The sequence below is a fragment of the Brucella sp. TWI432 genome, from assembly GCF_039674445.1.
GTDB classification, from domain to species: domain Bacteria; phylum Pseudomonadota; class Alphaproteobacteria; order Rhizobiales; family Rhizobiaceae; genus Brucella; species Brucella chromiisoli.
Map to the genome: position 1 here is coordinate 520333 of NZ_JBDJNL010000001.1, position 17519 is coordinate 537851.

Genomic DNA, 17519 nt, shown 5'->3' on the forward strand with positions numbered 1-17519 from the left:
CCGGTGGTAGTACTTTTCCTCGTGAGAGAGGCGAGATCGCCACCGTCTTCAACCGACCGATCTCGTTTTTTAGACCCCGGCTTTTGCGAGCCGGGGTTTTGTTTTTTCACAACGTATGTGTTCGCGTCAATACGAATTGTAAAAAAAGATACGAAAGGCATTGACCAACTTAATACGAAATGTATTATTGATGGTGTTGAAGACGTGTTTTCAGGCAGACGAACTCTCACAGGATTTCAAATTCGATGCCCCGCGACCATTCTAGCATTACCCACGAAGCCGAACTTTCCTCGGCAATTCAGACTTGGCATCGCGGCGAATCGTTATCTGCCCGGGAACAGGCTTTGATCGAAGAAGCGCAGTTTCAGACATTCAGGCGCGTGCTGATGTCCGACATGAAAGCTCCTTTGTCCGCTTCCGATCATAGGTGATCGGCTGTCGTAGCCATTCGAAGGGGAAACCCAATGAAAATCATTCAGTTTAATGCTGAAAACATTAAGCGCCTTGTAGCGGTTGAGATTGTTCCAGGTAGCAACCTAGTTCAGATCACCGGCCGGAATGGTCAGGGCAAGACATCAATCCTTGACGCTATCTGGTGGGCGCTTGACACAAACAAAGTCGTCCAGTCACGGCCCTTGCGTGAAGGTGAAGAGAAGGGCTTCGTGCGTCTCGATCTTGGCGAGTATATCGTTACCAAGACGTTCAAAGCAAAAGAGGGTGGTGAAGTCACCAAGTCTCTGACGGTGCAGAACCGTGACGGTGCCAAGTATGGCAACCCAACCGAACTTCTCAGCAAGTTTATCGGGGATCTGACGTTTGATCCGCTCGCATTTTCACGCATGAAAGCACAGGACCAAGTAAAAGCTCTGCGCGCGCTTGTTCCTGACTATGATTTTAACGTTGCTGATGCAGAGAACAAGCGGGACTTCGATAAGCGCACAGATGTCAATCGTAAGGTGCGAGAACTTGGTCTTCGTCTCGATGCAATCATCGTTCCAGATGATGCTCCTACTGAAGCTGTCAGCTCTGCCGATTTGATGGAAGAGCTGAACAAGGCGATGGACCATAACACCGCTGTTCAGACTGACATCAATAATCGCGACAAATTAAACCAACGCATTTTTCATATGCGGGAAAATGTGCAGTCACGTCGTCGCACGATTGAAGATCTTCAGCGCCGTATCAGCGAAGAGCAAACTGAAATCGAACACGCGGAAAGCTCCATCGCTGAGATGGACAAAGAGCTTGCCAACATGGGCGATATTTCTGCTCTTATTGAGATCGAGCCAATCAGCCAGAAGATTGCCGCGGCTGAAGAGACGAACAAGCTTGTGGCCGTGCGTGCTGAAAAGGAAAAGCTTGCGAGCGAGAAACAGCAAGCGGAACAGGAAAGCCAAGCGCTGACCACCGCAATCGATCAGCGTAAGGAAGCGTCGGCACAGGCGGTCAAGCAGGCCAATCTGCCTATCGATGGCCTTCAGCTCTCCGAAGACTCTGTCCTGTTCAATGGAATACCATTTGATCAGGCAAGTGATGCTGAACAGCTTCGCGTCTCAATCGCTATCGCAGGTGCGATGAACCCTCAACTGCGCGTAATCCGCGTTCGTGATGGTTCGCTTCTTGATGATGAGGCCATGAAGGTTCTGGAAGATTACGCCAACGAGAAGGATCTTCAGATCTGGATTGAGCGGGTGGATTCCAGCGGCGAAATTGGCGTTGTCATTGAAGATGGCCGGGTCGCGAATGTAGCGGAGGCAGCGGAATGAAAGTTGTCGCCTCCACCAACGACGGCTTCCTCGTCGAGATGACGGACGACGAGATCGCAAAGGCAGCGGGATACGGATCAACCTATGCGGATGCATGGGAGAAGGCCAACGGTAATAGCCGCAAACCGCTCGTTGGCGCAGTATTCGATGTCAGGGCTGCATACGACTATCACGTCCGCGTAAAGGACAACGCGGAGAAATGTCGAAGCTCTGCGGGCTTACTACGCGGGCTTGCAGATATGCTCGAAACAGGCATGCCGGAAGTAATCACTCTTCCGGAGCCAATTGTTTCTAAAAAAGCAGATGAGGTGCAATCATGATGGACGCCCTCGATTTTATCCCCAATGAAAAAGGTGAATACTGCTTTGAAGATGGCGTGTATTTCAACCTTCCGGAAAAGATCTATCACAAGGACAATGCCTTAGGCTCCACTTCAATCAAGGATCTCGCACGGAATCCCTATCGTTGGCAGTACGATCGAATCCGTCCGCGCCAGAAGATGGAAACGGAAGCGATGACTTGGGGAAGTGCATGGCATTGCCGTGTGCTGGAAGGCAAGGAAGCCTTTGACCTGCGATATGCCAAGCCACCGAAGCCTGACGATGTTCCGGGATGCCTCGTAACAACGGAGCATGTCAAAGAGTTCTTGCGTATGCATGGTCAGAAGCTGACCGGTACGAAAGGCGACATGATCGCACGCGCTAAAGATCTCGACGAGTGCCCACCCATCTATGATGAAGTGCTGGCGAAGTGGCGTGAGGAGCACCCAGATTATGTGGAGCTCACAGAACGCCAGGTGCAAGAGATTGAAGACGCTGTCACCAACATGGAAGCGGATGAAACTCTTCGAAATGTGATGCGTGCCGGATCTCTTATCGAAGGTTCTGCAGAGCTGTCGATCTTCTGGACTGTCGGCGGTGTTCGTAAGAAGGCGCGCTTTGACTATTCGCTCGCACCCACCGCAGGTCGCCCCAAAGCGCTAGTTGTGGATCTTAAATCCTTTACGACGTTCCGGTCAGGGACGGACGAGGAGGCGGCCGCGGATAAGGTCTATCTCGAATGCTATGACCTTCAAGCGGCCCATTACATGGATGCCTACGACGCTGCCCGTGAGCTGGTTGCTCAAGGAAAGATGTTCGGCACCGCACCGCGTCAGGGATACCTCAATGAGTTCCTGAATGCTCCGGGCGTTGATTGGGTCTGGGTAATGCTTCGTCGGGACTCCGGGATGCTGCCTGTTACCCTATCGATCGACACCGAAGATCAATTCTTCAAGAAAGCCCGCGACATTGTTGCCGACACGATCGACGTCTACCGCACGCATGTCGAGATGTTTGGGGTCGATAAACTCTGGCGACCAGCGCAACGCTTACCGCGACGTTTGAACTGGTCCGTAATGCCTACCTACAATCGAGGAGTTCGTTATGAGCAACCTAATGACCGTTGAGGACGCTGGCGGCTTTCTTGAACAAATCCGCGTCGACGTAGAGCCTCTGATTATCGACAGTGGGAAAAGCTTTGATCGCCTTAAAGCAGTCTTTCATATCGCTGTTCAGCAGGAACCGAAGATCCTTCAGTGTACGCTGGAAAGCTTACGCCGTGAGCTTATGAAATGCGCAGCGGATGGTCTCGTTCCTGACGCTAAGGAGGCCGTGCTTCTTCCGTACTACGATAACAAAGAAAAGGTGATGCTCGCTAACTATCAGCCGATGGTTCATGGCATCATTAAAAGGATGAAGGAGCTAGGCGACGTATTCACGATCGTCTGCAATCTCGTCCACGCGAATGATGAATTCGTTCTCGACGAAGCAGATCCGGATTCGATGTCTCACAAATCAGACCGGTTCTCAAAGGATCGTGGGGCCATCGTTGGTGGATACGTCATCTTTCGCGATGGTCAAAAGCGGCTGATGCATTTCGAAACGATGTCTATGGAAGATTTTGAAAAGGTACGGAAAGCCTCAAAGGCACCGGACAGTCCGGCATGGCGCAACTGGCCGAATGAAATGTATCGGAAAGCGGTGCTCCGTCGCGGTGCCAAATACATTACGATTAACAACGATAAAATTCGCGCGTTGATCGAACGCCAGGACGATATGTTTGACTTCTCCCAGCCAAAAGTCGCTGAACGTGTAAATCCTTTTGGCGGCGTGATTGAACACGATCAGACCAAGGCGATCTCTAACCATTCTCAGGCTGCAATGCCTATGGACACTGGCAGCCATACTGATAACGAGAAAGAAAAGGTCGAGTATCAGCAGGGAAAGCAGGAAAACAAGCCTGCTCAACAGACGAAGCAATCGTCTGATCAAGCCCAGACACAAGCTAAGGCCAAAGCAAAGGCTGATCTTCCTGACGTCATGCCTACGGTTCCTGACGTGCTGATACAGGCCGAACACAAAGATATGATCGTTGAGGGATGCACCAAGATTCTTGCCATCTCGCTCGATCAAACGATTGATGCGGCCGATCGACGTGTAACTCTGAAGCAGGCATCGGGCAACTGGAAGGGCACTTTCCCTGAATATGCTCATGGTTTGTTGAAGGCTTGCATCGACGCATCTGATTGGTCGATCCGGAAAGATGCCAAAGGTGAACCGTGGACAGCGGACCACGCTGCATTTGTTCACAAAGTTAAGACGCTTCTCAGTGTCGAGAAACTGAACGTCGGAAAGTATCCGTAAATTTTTGACGATGCATTTTGATTTTGGCGGTCAATGAAGGCCGCCGGAAAGGAAGAACCGTGTCCACATTTGTAACACACTTCGAAAATCTGCTTCGTCAATGCGAGGCAAAAGAACGGCAGCTTGCTGAAATCTTGAACTTCAGCAGTACGGGCGGCGAATTTCGGCTTCGTGTGACTGTCGACCATCCAGACCCGCAGGTCAGAGAGGCCGTCGAAAACCTAGCCGCTACATACACGCCCAACAAGATCATCCTGTCTCAAGTCCTTAAAGGTGCCCAAACTGAATATCGCAGGGCAAAGGAGGAGTTCGTGAAGACAGCATCGATCCATCCTATCGCTACAGAAGGGCCGGCCTCATGAAGATAAGAGTCATCGATTTTGAAACGACCGGCAGCGATAAAGACAAACAGGCTGGTAAGCCAGCCGCCATCTGTGAAGTGGGCTTTACGGATTTAGATTTGGAAACGGGTATCGGTCGCCCGGTCTCCGCCCTCGTGAACCCGGGAATGCCAATCCCTCCGATCACACGGGCGATCCACCATATAAGCGATTCGATGGTTGCCGATGCGATCAACACAATGGATGCCTGTCGTATGCTTATGGATGGCATGCAGGAAGGGGATGTTTTTGCAGCGCACAACCATAGCTTTGAGAAAGCTTTCTTCGGTGGCGGCAAGTTCGCATGGATCTGTTCACTGAAATGCGCGAGGGATATCCTTCCGGATGCTCCAAGCCATTCAAATCAAGTCTTGCGCTATTACCTCGATCTCGACAACGAGTTTGAATGGCCGGAGGCTGCAATGCCTCCGCACCGTGCGGGACCAGATACATATGTGACTGCACATCTTGTCAGAAAACTTCTCGAAAAGAGAACGTTACAAGAACTTATCCACACTACCAGCTCTCGCGTTATTCTCCAGACAGTCAACTTCGGCACTGCTCACAGAGGCAAACTTTGGGCAGACATGGATGAAGGTTTTTTGAGATGGGTTTTGGAGAAGGACTTCGACGAAGACGTGAAAAACACCGCGCGCCATTGGCTCAATGAAAGATCCCGGGCGGCCAAGAACTTCGTGTTCTAAGCGGACATCAGGCAACAGTAAAAATATTGTATTAGAATTTGGGAGTGAAGCCAATGGCTTACAAGAAGATCACCGTTCGCTTTGGTCAGAATGAATTCCAAGAGGACCAAATCTACGTTGTTGAGGACGGTGTTACTGAGGAGCAGATTTTGAAAGGAGACGATACGGGCGTGGTTTGTCTCTGCATCGCTGACCTGGCCGACACTCTCGTCGAATGTTTAAACCAGAAGATTGCGGCCTAACATGCAAGGTCGGCGGAAAAGTATCCCTGATAGGGTCAAATTGATCGCAGCACTAAGGCGGATGGGGCTGAAGATCGAGCAAGTTCAGTTCGATCATAATCCCGCTCTATGTTTTCGGCCGGTTAATCCCGAAACGGGGGATACGATCCCGCCGGCCAACGATCCGGAACATATCGATATGTTGCTCATCACCGAACACAAAGAGAAGACCTTTGGCAAAGGTGGCGAGAAGAGAATTACGACTGCTGGCAGCGACATCGGCAACTATCGAAAGTCGATACGGTTGAAGAAAGGACAAGAGGAGATGCGGCGCAGGATGCTTGCCAAGGAGCCGGGCTCGGAAACACCAAAGCCCAGAAGCAAATGGCCCTCACGCAAAATGAGATCTCACAAGCCCAATCGGGAGGTTTAGCCATGTCTGTCGTTAATACGTTTCGTATTTATTACGGTGATTTTAATGAGGACGTGCAGGCGGAGACGCCGACGGAAGCTCGCAAGTTGTTTCTGGAACGTCGCCCGAAAACGATCATCAAAAAGATCAAGCTCGTTCGCGGAGATACGAAATGAATCCTGTCGCCATGACTGAGAATAACGAGTTTGCGCCAGCGGTCCTGACTTACACAAATTATCGTGGGGAAGTTTCTACCCGTCGGATTATTCCCCATCGGCCTTACTTCGGCGCGACAGAGCATCATCCTGTACCGCAGTGGATATTGTCCGCTTACGACCTGGACAAAGGTGCGGTGCGCGACTTCGCACTCAAAGACTTCGGTCTGACGGTCGATCGAAAACAACTGACTGACGCAATCCATGAAGCAGTGTCAGGCGCATATGATTGCACGCGCGCTTGGAGCGCATGGAATGTTGGAACTATGACCGCGTCAGACTTCGTTCCTGTCGAAGACCGGGCCGAAGAGATCGCGGATGCTATTCTCCTTTCCCTACGCAGCTCGCCAGCAAAAGTACCAACCCTTTCGCCTATACCTGAGATCAATGTCCACGCGGAAGTCGAGGCGTATGAATGGCGCGGCGACGGTGATTACACAACGAACGAAAAGGAGAGGGCGCTTCTTGAAGATTTCGGCAACGGCCTGATCAGTAAGTTCGTCGAGCTTCTGGCCAATGTGCATGTGGTCAGCCGGTCCACATGTGTTGCGGACGCTGGTGAGGCTCGGGCGAACGCCGCCCATGAGTATTACGCAAGCCTCCCGCCATACCATTTAACAAAGGCCGAGTTTGAAGCGCTGCCCGAATACAGCGCAACGCTTCCAACAGGAACCACACCCGGCAAAATGTGGAAGCGTCACGACGGAGCGTATGATCCATCGTGCAAAGAACCCTTTTGGATTCTTGGTCAGTACGATCCAGAAGATGGCGGCAAAGGCCCGAACATCAAGATCAATTGGTACGTGCCGGTTTTGAAGCTGGACGCTCCCATTTCGGGAGGTGAAGCGAAGTGAAGAAGAAAAAGTTCCTTGTTGCTGATCTCCTTTGCGGTGCTGGTGGTTCATCTACGGGTGCGTCTCAAGCATTTGAAGCGATGGGCCTTGAAATGGAATTGGTTTGTGTGAACCATTGGCCAGTAGCCATAGATACACATCAGCGAAACCATCCTCACGCGCGTCATTTTGTTCAGGATATAGCCACAGTTAGGCCGAGCGAACTCGTGCCTGAAGGCTATCTGGATTTATTGATGGCTTCGCCAACTTGCACACATCATTCAAATGCGCGAGGCGGCAAGCCGACGAGCGATCAACAACGCAGCGACCCTTGGCACATTATCACTTGGCTTACAGAGCTCCGAGTCAAGCGGATCATTATTGAAAACGTGTGGGAGTTCGTCGGCTGGGGGCCAGTTGACCATAGAACCGGTCGGCCAGTGCAGTCTCGCAAGGGCGAGTATTTCCATGCATGGATCGAGACGCTGAAGCGGCTCGGGTTCGATCCCGAATGGCGGAAATTAAACGCGGCAGACTATGGAGATGCAACGACCCGGCAGCGTTTTATTCTTATGGCGCGGTCAGATGGACGAAAGGTCCATTGGCCGATGCCAAGTCACAAAAAGAAATCACTTACTGATGCAGATTTGTTTGCTGCTGAGAAGCCTTGGCGACCCGCACGTGAGATTATTGACTGGTCGATAAAGGGCCGATCGATATTCCAACGCCCCAAGCCTCTAGCACCAAAAACGCTCCTGCGCATTTATTCGGGTGCGGTTAAACACGAGTGGCCCGAACCGTTCATCGTGGTTCTGCGCAACCATATGTCTTCACAAGGCATAGATACGCCAATTCCCACGATCGCTGCCAAAGGCCAGCACATTGCTCTCGCTGAGCCCGTTGTCATTTCACCACGCCACGGCAAAGAGGGTGCTGGTCCTCGCCCTCGCGGCACAGAGCAGCCTCTTCCAACCATCACGGCTGGCGGGAGCCAGTTTGCGGTTGCCCAACCCGTCGTTGTTAACATGAAGGGCAAATCAAAAGCGTCCGGTGTAGACCTGCCTCTTCCAACCCAAACTGCCCATGCACCGCATTTGTACACTGCTGAACCCATCGTTCTATCGCAGAACAGTTTTGGTGTGGCGCGCTCAACTGAAGATCCCTTGCCAACAATCACTACAGGTGGAGCAGGCACGGATCGCAGGCCGGGCTGCGCTCGCCCAATGCTGATTGAGCCATTCGTTTTATCTCAGGCGTCTTGCGGAGCGCCCAGAGCCGTGAGTGATCCACTACCGTCATCGACCACCGGGGGCAGAGGCGGTTCCCATGCTTTGATAGCCCCTTATTACGGCTCAGGTTCCGGAGAGTCATGTTCATCGGCAACTAAGCCATTACCAACCCTCACTGCTAAGGCGCGCTTCGGCATGGTGGTGCCTGTTACGCAATCGAATGGCGGGGCGATCGCTCGCGATGTAGCTGAACCGTTACCGACGATCACCACTGCCAAAGGAGGGGAGTTTGCTGTCGTCCAGCCTGTGCCGTACGACGCCGAGAATACTCCATGTGCTGATGAGCTTGAATACGACATCCTTTTCAGGATGCTTGAACCACACGAGCTCGCTGGCGCCATGGGGTTTGATGGGTACCAATTTGCCGGGAATAAAACCCAACAGATTAAGCAGATTGGCAATGCTGTGTCGGTGCGAAAGATGAAGGCTTGCGTCCACGCCATCATGGGCGATGTGGCACCGGCTGAAATCGCAGGGTTCAAGGAGGCCGCCGAATGACGACGTGGTCCCCCCAGCAGAATGAAGCACTCGCGAAGGCAGGCGCTTGGTTGCGCATGCGATATGCTCCGACATTCTATCTTGCTGGATATGCCGGCACGGGCAAGACAACGCTTGCCATTCACTTAGCACAGCATGCCAAAGGTAAGGTCGCATTCGCGGCCTTCACTGGCAAAGCTGCTCGCGTAATGCGGTCAAAGGGGTGCCTTGGTGCGCGAACAATCCATTCGCTCATTTACTCTACTGAAGTTGATCCGATCAATGGTGATGTAAAGACACAGCTTCTCCCGCCATCCGCGCTTGAGGATTACTCGCTGATAATAATCGACGAGTGCTCGATGGTGAATGAGGAGATCGGTCAGGATCTGCTTTCGTTTGGAAAGCCTATTCTTGTCCTCGGAGATCCGGCACAGCTGCCACCGGTGTCTGGCGGCGGCTACTTCACAAGCCGTGATCCTGATTACATGCTGACGGAAGTTCACCGACAAGCTGCTGAAAGCCCTATCGTCAGGCTCGCCACGGCAATACGTGAAGGCAGGCAGTTCCCGAAGAGCTTCTGCCAGCCGGGACTTATCATCACTGCGCGCGATGACCTTAACCCGTCGCTCGTCACGAGCGCCGATGCAGTTCTTGTCGGCCGGAACAATACGCGGCAGAGATACAACAAGCGCTTGCGGGAATTGCTTGGCAAGAATGGCGAGCTCCCCGATGTTGGCGAGCCGCTGATTTGCTTGCGGAACGACACTTTCAAGAAGATTTATAACGGTGACATTTTAACCGTCGCCAAAAGACGATCGCTCAAAAACAAAATCAAACTCTGGATGAGCGATCCTGAAGGCGAACGCGAGACCACAATGGTTGACGTGTTGCCTGACTTTTTCCGGGATGACGTAGAGGCCGCTAAGCTTCCGTATTCCCAACTCCGTTCAACACAACAGTTTACTTTCGGCTACGCGATCACCTGCCACAAGTCGCAGGGTTCACAATGGAGCAATGTGTGCGTTTTCGATGAAAGCAGAGCCTTCAGGGCTGATGCTTCGCGCTGGCTCTATACCGCCGTCACCCGAGCTTCCGACCATCTCACTCTTGTCGTTTAGCGATCCAAGGAGCGCATCCATGTTTTCATTTTTCAAGAAGCGTCAGGCAATGCGAGCGGGCTATCCGTACTCGCTTCAGGAGTTCTGGCCGCCTCTCTATCTCAACTTTGGTGGGGAAGCGCCGAACGATGCGAAGGTCTTTCGCGATGTTTATCACGCCAATGTTGGCGATGTGATCCCCGTATTTTCAGCTGAAGGCAAAGTCGCACGCTACCGGCTGGATCGTATCACCAGCGCCGCCGGAAGCGATCATATCGTCTCGCCCCTCCAGTTTGATCTGACTTTTGTTTCAGTAAACCGCGCAGAAGTATCTGCAATTTCACAGGACAATCAACATGACTAAGAAGCTTTACGCAATTGCTACTCTCGTGTCTGCCCTAGCTCTGTCCGCATGTACGGATGCCCAGATTGCAGAGAGCAATATCAAGAAAGCCGCTGATCAATTCGAAATTAATCGCCGCATTGTTTTCTACAACGGCATTACTGACGGCTACATGCTGACGATTGAGGGGCTCTGTTCGATGGACCTGAATGAGAAGGGAACAGCGTTCAATGTAATCTGCAAAACAGGGCCAAGTGCATACAAGCGCCACACTCTGGTTCTGTCAGATAACACCAGTGCTTTTGTCGAACAGCTGGAGAGTGCACAGGCGAGCGCGTACCACTACCGCGTCGTCTTTAAACCACAGGCGCTCATTCCAGACGTGGACTTCCGCGGTGACGCAGAGGAGCTTCTGAAATGAGGGGACTACTTACAAGGATACGGCAGAGATTCTGCACCCACGATTGGAAGCCGACACGCTTTCAAGCTCTTGTTCCCGGCATCAGCTACAAATGCACCAAGTGCGGGAAGCAGAAACAGTTTTATCCACGTCCGACAAAGCGTGACGGATGACTGACCGCATTCAATGCTGCGTCCCTTACTGCAATCGCACACGTCATAACAGGGACAACACCAGTGAATGGATATGTTCTGTTCACTGGCCCACCTGCCCAACCCATCTGAAGCGCCGCAAGTACAAGCTCTTCCGTATATATAAGCGCCGCTTTGGAGAGAATGGGTTCTGGGCTTATCCCGCAGGATCTAAGCAGCGGATTGAAGCTGTCCGGTTAGACCGGCTCTGCAACACCGCATGGGATCGATGCAAGAAAGCCATCATAGAGAGAGCGATCGGAATATGAGCAGACTCGATCGAGCGATCGTCCGTAATGTCCTAGAGGGCAAGGCTGTTTTTACTGACAAAACAGCGCACCGCTTTGCCACAGTCGGGCAGCTGGAGTTGGTCCGAAACATACCAACAGAGAAATGGCATCTGATCATCAAGCGCGGCGATCAGATCAAGCTTAACTGGATCGCGCAATTCGCCCTGAACATCGCAGCCCGATACGCCCAGCATGGTGCAGCATTGGAGCACAAGTCATGACATTGTTTTCATCCAAGACATTGCAAGCAATTGATACGCTGTCCCGCTCTGTTGACGGGGCATACAACGTGTTCTTGAAGCGCCATGAAGGAAAGCCACCAAGTGGTAAATGTCAGGATTACGAAGGCCCATTAGTCAAAGGGATAAAGCACGAATGGGTTGATCAAAGCGGCGGTGGTTTCTCGGGAGATGACTTCCACGGAACCGTTACCTTTGTCGTCGGTGATTATCACCTGATTGTGAGTTACGCATCATGACAGTTTTATCAGCACAATCCATCCGCGCGCGCGGCATCTTCACACCCTTCCACGAACGCACAGTCAGCAGTGGAATGACCTTCGGTCTAGGGCCGGCCGGCTATGATGTTCGTATAGCGGAGACGGTCACTCTTGGCTTTCATGAGAAGGCACCGGGCATGTGGCGGAACAATCTCTCCATCCTTGCCAGCACGATGGAGCATTTCAACATGCCGGATGACTGCCTCGCTTACGTCAAAGACAAAAGCACATGGGCAAGGAAATTCGTTCTCGTGCAAAACACAGTGATTGAACCTGGCTGGCGCGGGCACCTCACGCTGGAAATCACATACGAAGGCGAGCAGGGATCACTGACGATAACAGAGGGTACACCGATCGCTCAGATCATATTCCACAAGCTGGATGAGCCAACTGAGAAACCATACTCAGGAAAGTATCAGGATCAGGCAGCAGGACCGCAGCCAGCAATACTGGAGAACTGATTTGAGATTGCCGCCCGCCTCGTCATTGAGCGGGCGGACTTCACCGCCAAAGGAGATAACAATCGAATTGTTGGAAGCTTGCCTCGATCGGGTAGCTCAGGCAATCGAAGATGATGAGGAGAGGGGCCACGCCTATCTGCCCATCTTCGAACGACTTGAGCGAGAACTTGAAGACATCCGGGATAGGCAAAGCACCTTGGCGAGAGTCCGTAGCCGCCTCAAACAATCGAAGGGTCGAATGGAAGTACGATCTTCATGAGTTCATCACGACGCCATTTCAAAGCGCCACCTGAACCGTACTCTACTCGATCTAACGTATGCCCCATTAAGATACGCCGGAGCTCATCACCGAGCCCGGCTTCTTTCATTCTATCCTCAAACGTATGTCGCAGCGAATAAACGACCTGTCCGTCTGTTTCGAGTAATTCATTTTCGGTCAAGAATTTGCCGAGCGTGGCAGACAAAGATGCCCCTTTATCTGCGTACCGGGGGAACCCTTTCGGGAATTTCTTGAATACCTCGTGCGCAACGCCGACCAAAGGAATCGTGCGGATAGAGGATTGAGTTTTGATCTCCCGCGGATCGTCAGGATCCTCACGCGGTTCAATGCGCAGATGCGGCACTGCATCATTCAGGATAATAAACTCTTCAGTGAGATTGCATATCTCACTCAGCCGTGCCCCTGTTTCGATTAGCGTTAGAAACACGCCGCGGGCCTGCTCATTGAGATTGGCCAGCTTACCCGGCTGCAGAAACTTGCCCTTGATCCATCCAGTTGAAAACGGAGGTCGGACACGCTTCTTCGATTTGTTGCCCTTCGTTCCATTTCGGAAGCCGAGGCCGTCGAATGGATTTGTTCTGTCAGGCTCACCGAGGTGATCAAAGTACCGCTTATAGAGTTGCCGCATATCGCCAAGGCAACGGTTTCCGGAATCGTTTGAGTAACGCTTCTCTCCCGGGGTGGACGGTACGATCTTCTTCAGCCAATACGCATATAGCTTTCTGGCGTCATCGCGCGTGATGTCCTCGATGGCCTTATCTTCGACGACTTCAATGAATGTATTGATCGCCCGGCGCTTCGTATTTTCCCAAAGCTCTTTCTGCTTCTGACTTTTGCCGGCAACTTCAGCGACGGCTATTTCCTTCAGGTACAAATCAAAGGCATCGGATACGGTTGTCTTCGGCTTCGTCTCGCCACCAAGAACGGCCGCGACTTCATCTGTCGAGGGTGAGCGCCCCATGATGGACGAAACGCGCGCGACGATTTCGTCGATCGACATCTGGGAGATCTGCTCCGAACTTCTGTAATCGAAGCCGAGAACTTCAGCGCGACGGATTGCTGCTTTGTATCGGGTGAGGGATTTGTCTGCTTCGTTTTCCAATACCAGCGACGACCAGTATTCATTGTCCGCCGCTTCAATCGCATCCCTTCGCTTTCGAGCGACGACGAGATCGCCAGTCTTCAGAGCCTTACGGATGTGTGTCCCGGACTTCAAAACGTCAACAAGGTTCACAGGAATCCTGCGCTTATAGTGATAATAATCACCGCGCATTATTAGGAATCTGTCTGGGTCTGAGAGCTTCGCTGTCCGCATTTCATGTCCTCGCTGGGGCACAAAATGGGCACGCTGTGGGGCACGAAGTCAAGAATAAAAAATTACAGGCGAATTATCCGTCTGGATAAATGCCTGAAAAATCAATGCGGTAGACCTAAATAAAGTAGAAGAAGAGTGGCGCACCCGAAAGGATTCGAACCTCTGACCCCCAGATTCGTAGTCTGGTGCTCTATCCAGCTGAGCTACGGGTGCTTGCCTGTGTGCCGCATCGTCTGCGGCGATGGGCGGTTGATAATCGGACCCATTGCTAAATGCAAGCACCTTCTTGGAAAAAAATGCGCTTATGTGAAGTTTTCTTGTCAACACCCGGTTTTGTGGGCTTTTTTAGCCTGTCATCAAGTGGGGAAAACCCCGGATAAATGAAAAGCGGATCAAAATTGGTCATGGAATCTATGCATTGGACGGGAATCACGCGGTAGAAAACTCTAACGATGCTGATTATTTTGCTTATTGTCCCAATTTGGCAGGTCTGGCAGGCGAATCTCGAAATGTGCGCCGATGGGGCGATCTTCGCGCAGCTCCACCGAGCCGCCATGAGCACGGATAAGTTCTTGCGCAATGGCAAGGCCAAGGCCGGTGCCGTCGCTGCGAGTTGACCCCTTGAAGGCTGTGAAGAGGTGATCACGGGCCTTTTGCGGTAAGCCTGGCCCCGTATCTTCTATGCCTATGATCGCCGTGGTGCCAATGCGGCCTGCTGAAATAGTCAGGCGTTTCACGGTGGAGACATCGCTGGTGTGATCGCGCTCCATTGCCTGCACAGAGTTGCGGCAAAGATTGCACAGAACGCGGAAGAGCTGTTCGGAGTCTGCAATGAGTTCAAAATCATCTGCAACCAGATTCTCAAACTCAATCCCGCCATCCGCGTTCAGATTGAGCGTTTCCTGCACATCGAGAACAATCGACTGAAGCAGCACACGGCGGGGCGCAGGAGGTGGCTCCTGGGAGCGACCATAGGCCATCACGCTTTCTGAATAGGTGATAGCCCGGCTCAGTGTGTGAATGAGCTTTGGAGCAAAGCGCTTCACCATTGGGTCTTCAGTATCCGCAAGCCTGTCCGACATGAGCTGTGCCGACGCCAGAATATTGCGCATGTCATGATTGATCTTGGAAACCGCCAATCCAAGATCAGCAAGATGCTTCTGCTCTTTGAGCGTGCGTTGCAGATCGCTTTGGATATGAGCAATCTGCCGCTGGGCGATACCGAATTCATCTTTGCGGTTTTCAGGCACGAGAATACGCGTTGGATTGTCGGGTGAGGCTGCAAAATCAATCATGTTTCGATGCATGAGCCGCACCGGGCGCAGCAGCATTTCATGGATGATGAGATAAATCAGGCTCGCAGCAATCACCGATATGAGCAAAGAGATGATAGCCACGTTGGTTGCGTAACTTAGCATGGCATGGCGAAGCGGTGCATCGGAAGTGACAATTTCAATGATGCGCCCCGGATTGGCGGATGGTGGGTTTGAACCAAAAATGCGCAACGTGCGATTGCCGCCGTTAAAAAGCGTTCCAAAGGCATCCCAGATCGCTGCGGCTTCGCTGATATTGTTAAGATCGACCACCTGATCGATATTGCCCGGCATTTCACTCATTGCCAGAAGATGCGATGCGCCAGCTTCACGCAAAGCGATTGCCTTGGTGCCTGTCGCGAGCAGAACCTTGTCCTGCACTTCGCGCGGAATATTCATGTGGCCGCTGGCGATCAATACCTCGCTGACAGCATCGACCGTATCAAGGCGCGAACTCATCCAACGCACACGCATATTGGCGATGGACGGAACGAAGATCAGAACTTCAGCTATAAGAACCGCAAGGGCGGTGAGAATGAGAAGTTTGCTTGAAAGCCGGTTGCGCCAGCGAAGACGCGTAAACTGGTTTGGTGACGTATTGTCCTGTGACGCCCGTTCGCCGGTTTCGGTGGATGCAGCTGTGGATTGGTCCGGGGGGCCAGAATGCGCGGCTGCGTCGGCCACGACGTTTCCGGTACTCATGGATTGATCAACCGCCACCATACATTAAATCCAGATTGAAAGGCTGCGGGGCATAATGCGCCCATGCCCAATTTAGTAAGCTTGCCACAATGAAATACGCAAAAATTTTACCTTTTATATATGGAGGCGTAAGAGAATTCCAACGGGCTTTAACTACTTTGCATGAAATTGGTTAGCAGCGCTTCCTGCTCCAAAACCTCTTTTCTCGGTTTCATAGCGTATTTCGCTTCTCCGGATATTATGCTCTCGTGGCCTCATTCTAAGTTTTATCTCCCTCATTCACAGGCATCGAGCAAATGTCACAATCAAAAAGATCACTCATATTACCGAAATTTAACTCGACCTGCTCAATCGCTGCGTGCAAAATCGCAGATGGGGAAATCCGTGATGGCTTAAGCAATGTGACATCTTGAGCACCCCATCATTTTGATACTTTTTGCGGGCATAATCTGCGGTCAAAGTGAATGTGCATATTTTGATTAGAATTTTGTCGACGTGTTCGGCAGAGTCTTGCCGGAGAGTTGAATGAAGTCCTGGAAGCAGATTGTTCTGTGCCTGCTTGTTATTATCGCTGCCGGTGGTGGCTGGTATTTTTACAAAAACAAGGCGTCTTCCACACAAGAAGCATCCGGCCAGCAGACCCATGAACAGTCTTCAGGAAAAGCAGCCCCTCTGGTGATTGTTGAGGCGGCAGGGCAGGAAACCATTAACAACCGCCTGACGGCTATTGGTTCTGCACGCGCGCTCAGCACCGTTTCGGTAACGCCCTATTCCAGCGGCACGATGAACAAGCTTTTTGTGAAAGCCGGAGATACCGTCAAGGCAGGTGACGCCATCGCGCAACTGGACAATGAGACAGAAACGATTGCTGTTGAAAAAGCGCAGATTGCGCTGAAGGATGCACAAACAACGCGTGAGCGCATAGCCCGGCTTCGCGCCACCAACACCGCAACGGTTGTGCAGGAAATAGAAGCCGATCTGGCGCTTGCCAATACCAAACTTGCCCTGGAAGACGCGCAGCTTGCTTTAAGCCGCCGTACCGTCACCGCGCCCATTTCGGGCATTGTTGGAATCCTGCCGGTTAATGCCGGCAATTACATTACGGCCGATACCTCTATTGCGCGCATCGATGATCGCTCCAAGGTTTTGATCGATATCTGGGTGCCAGAACGCTTCGCGCCACAGATTAAGGTGGGGTTGCCGGTCTCGGCAGAATCCACTGCGTTTCCCGGTGACACCTATAGTGGCAAGATCGATGCCGTCGATAATACGCTGGATGTCGCCAGCCGCACGCTGCATGTTCGTGCCGAAATTGATAACACGCAGGATCTGTTGCGCGCGGGCATGTCTTTTTCTGTGACCATTCTTTTCCCCGGTGATCGCTATCCGTCCGTCGATCCACTGGCCATTCAGTGGGACGCAGACGGCTCTTATGTGTGGCGCGTAGAAGACGGCGTTGCCAAAAAAGTCGCTGCCCGTATCGTACAGCGCAATTCAACGAATATCCTTATCGACGGGCCGGTCAAACAAGGCGATCTGATCGTGACGCAGGGCGTGCAAACCATCCGCAATGATGCGCCGGTGCGTGTACTCGACGAAAAGGGCACGGCTCTTGCAGTCCCTGCCAAAAGCCAGAATGCAGGGTGA

Annotated in this window: 20 protein-coding genes and 1 tRNA gene; 18 read left to right on the top strand and 3 right to left on the bottom strand. The window is 52.1% G+C overall.

Annotated features, from left to right (window positions below):
* Positions 1–464 precede the first annotated feature (464 nt).
* The 17 genes from ABE527_RS02590 to ABE527_RS02670 all read left to right on the top strand — a co-directional run bounded on the left by ABE527_RS02590 (position 465) and on the right by ABE527_RS02670 (position 12262).
* On the top strand, positions 465–1766 hold the full coding sequence (locus tag ABE527_RS02590; protein WP_499696032.1) for an AAA family ATPase: 1302 nt from the start codon (positions 465–467) through the stop codon (positions 1764–1766).
* Positions 1763–2086 (top strand): hypothetical protein, encoded by a 324-nt coding sequence (locus tag ABE527_RS02595; protein ID WP_499696033.1) that lies wholly within the window; start codon positions 1763–1765, stop codon positions 2084–2086. The genes ABE527_RS02590 and ABE527_RS02595 overlap by 4 nt, the downstream gene beginning before the upstream one ends.
* Positions 2083–3213 (top strand): hypothetical protein, encoded by a 1131-nt coding sequence (locus tag ABE527_RS02600; protein WP_499696034.1) that lies wholly within the window; start codon positions 2083–2085, stop codon positions 3211–3213. The genes ABE527_RS02595 and ABE527_RS02600 overlap by 4 nt, the downstream gene beginning before the upstream one ends.
* Entirely contained in the window at positions 3191–4450 is a 1260-nt protein-coding gene (locus tag ABE527_RS02605) for a RecT family recombinase (protein ID WP_499696035.1), read from the top strand. The genes ABE527_RS02600 and ABE527_RS02605 overlap by 23 nt, the downstream gene beginning before the upstream one ends.
* Before the next feature lie 59 nt (positions 4451–4509).
* Positions 4510–4812: a hypothetical protein gene (locus ABE527_RS02610; protein ID WP_499696036.1), complete on the top strand. Its 303-nt coding sequence runs from the start codon at positions 4510–4512 to the stop codon at positions 4810–4812.
* Positions 4809–5534 carry an exonuclease domain-containing protein gene (locus ABE527_RS02615; protein WP_499696037.1) on the top strand — a complete coding sequence of 242 codons (726 nt, stop codon included), beginning with the start codon at positions 4809–4811 and terminating at the stop codon, positions 5532–5534. Before ABE527_RS02610 ends, ABE527_RS02615 begins: the two co-directional genes overlap by 4 nt.
* Positions 5535–5587: 53 nt before the next feature.
* Positions 5588–5776 carry a hypothetical protein gene (locus ABE527_RS02620; RefSeq protein WP_499696038.1) on the top strand — a complete coding sequence of 63 codons (189 nt, stop codon included), beginning with the start codon at positions 5588–5590 and terminating at the stop codon, positions 5774–5776.
* Positions 5777–5837: 61 nt separating this feature from the next.
* On the top strand, positions 5838–6188 hold the full coding sequence (locus ABE527_RS02625) for a hypothetical protein (protein ID WP_499696039.1): 351 nt from the start codon (positions 5838–5840) through the stop codon (positions 6186–6188).
* Positions 6189–6190: 2 nt separating this feature from the next.
* Complete coding sequence (locus ABE527_RS02630) at positions 6191–6343, top strand: hypothetical protein (RefSeq protein ID WP_499696040.1); 153 nt, start codon at positions 6191–6193, stop codon at positions 6341–6343.
* Positions 6340–7236, top strand: a complete 897-nt coding sequence (locus ABE527_RS02635; RefSeq protein ID WP_499696041.1) for a hypothetical protein — start codon at positions 6340–6342, stop codon at positions 7234–7236. Before ABE527_RS02630 ends, ABE527_RS02635 begins: the two co-directional genes overlap by 4 nt.
* Entirely contained in the window at positions 7233–9002 is a 1770-nt protein-coding gene (locus ABE527_RS02640; protein WP_499696042.1) for a DNA cytosine methyltransferase, read from the top strand. The genes ABE527_RS02635 and ABE527_RS02640 overlap by 4 nt, the downstream gene beginning before the upstream one ends.
* Positions 8999–10099, top strand: coding sequence for an ATP-dependent DNA helicase (locus ABE527_RS02645; protein ID WP_499696043.1), 1101 nt, complete (start codon positions 8999–9001; stop codon positions 10097–10099). Before ABE527_RS02640 ends, ABE527_RS02645 begins: the two co-directional genes overlap by 4 nt.
* Positions 10100–10118: 19 nt before the next feature.
* Entirely contained in the window at positions 10119–10442 is a 324-nt protein-coding gene (locus ABE527_RS02650) for a hypothetical protein (RefSeq protein WP_499696044.1), read from the top strand.
* Entirely contained in the window at positions 10435–10842 is a 408-nt protein-coding gene (locus tag ABE527_RS02655) for a beta-sandwich lipoprotein (RefSeq protein WP_499696045.1), read from the top strand. Before ABE527_RS02650 ends, ABE527_RS02655 begins: the two co-directional genes overlap by 8 nt.
* 435 nt (positions 10843–11277) lie before the next feature.
* On the top strand, positions 11278–11523 hold the full coding sequence (locus ABE527_RS02660) for a hypothetical protein (protein WP_499696046.1): 246 nt from the start codon (positions 11278–11280) through the stop codon (positions 11521–11523).
* Entirely contained in the window at positions 11520–11780 is a 261-nt protein-coding gene (locus ABE527_RS02665; RefSeq protein ID WP_499696047.1) for a hypothetical protein, read from the top strand. The genes ABE527_RS02660 and ABE527_RS02665 overlap by 4 nt, the downstream gene beginning before the upstream one ends.
* Positions 11777–12262 (top strand): dCTP deaminase, encoded by a 486-nt coding sequence (locus ABE527_RS02670; protein ID WP_499696048.1) that lies wholly within the window; start codon positions 11777–11779, stop codon positions 12260–12262. The genes ABE527_RS02665 and ABE527_RS02670 overlap by 4 nt, the downstream gene beginning before the upstream one ends.
* Positions 12263–12480: 218 nt before the next feature.
* Here ABE527_RS02670 and ABE527_RS02675 read toward each other — a convergent pair whose 3' ends face one another.
* From ABE527_RS02675 to ABE527_RS02685, 3 genes are all read right to left on the bottom strand, one after another.
* Complete coding sequence (locus ABE527_RS02675) at positions 12481–13815, bottom strand: DUF6538 domain-containing protein (RefSeq protein ID WP_499696049.1); 1335 nt, start codon at positions 13813–13815, stop codon at positions 12481–12483.
* A 178-nt stretch (positions 13816–13993) separates the two neighbouring features.
* A tRNA-Arg gene (locus ABE527_RS02680) sits at positions 13994–14070 on the bottom strand.
* A gap of 233 nt (positions 14071–14303) precedes the next feature.
* Positions 14304–15872 (bottom strand): sensor histidine kinase, encoded by a 1569-nt coding sequence (locus ABE527_RS02685; protein ID WP_499693396.1) that lies wholly within the window; start codon positions 15870–15872, stop codon positions 14304–14306.
* A gap of 525 nt (positions 15873–16397) precedes the next feature.
* On the opposite strand from ABE527_RS02685, the gene ABE527_RS02690 reads away from it, so the two are divergent.
* Positions 16398–17519, top strand: coding sequence for an efflux RND transporter periplasmic adaptor subunit (locus ABE527_RS02690; protein ID WP_265982897.1), 1122 nt, complete (start codon positions 16398–16400; stop codon positions 17517–17519).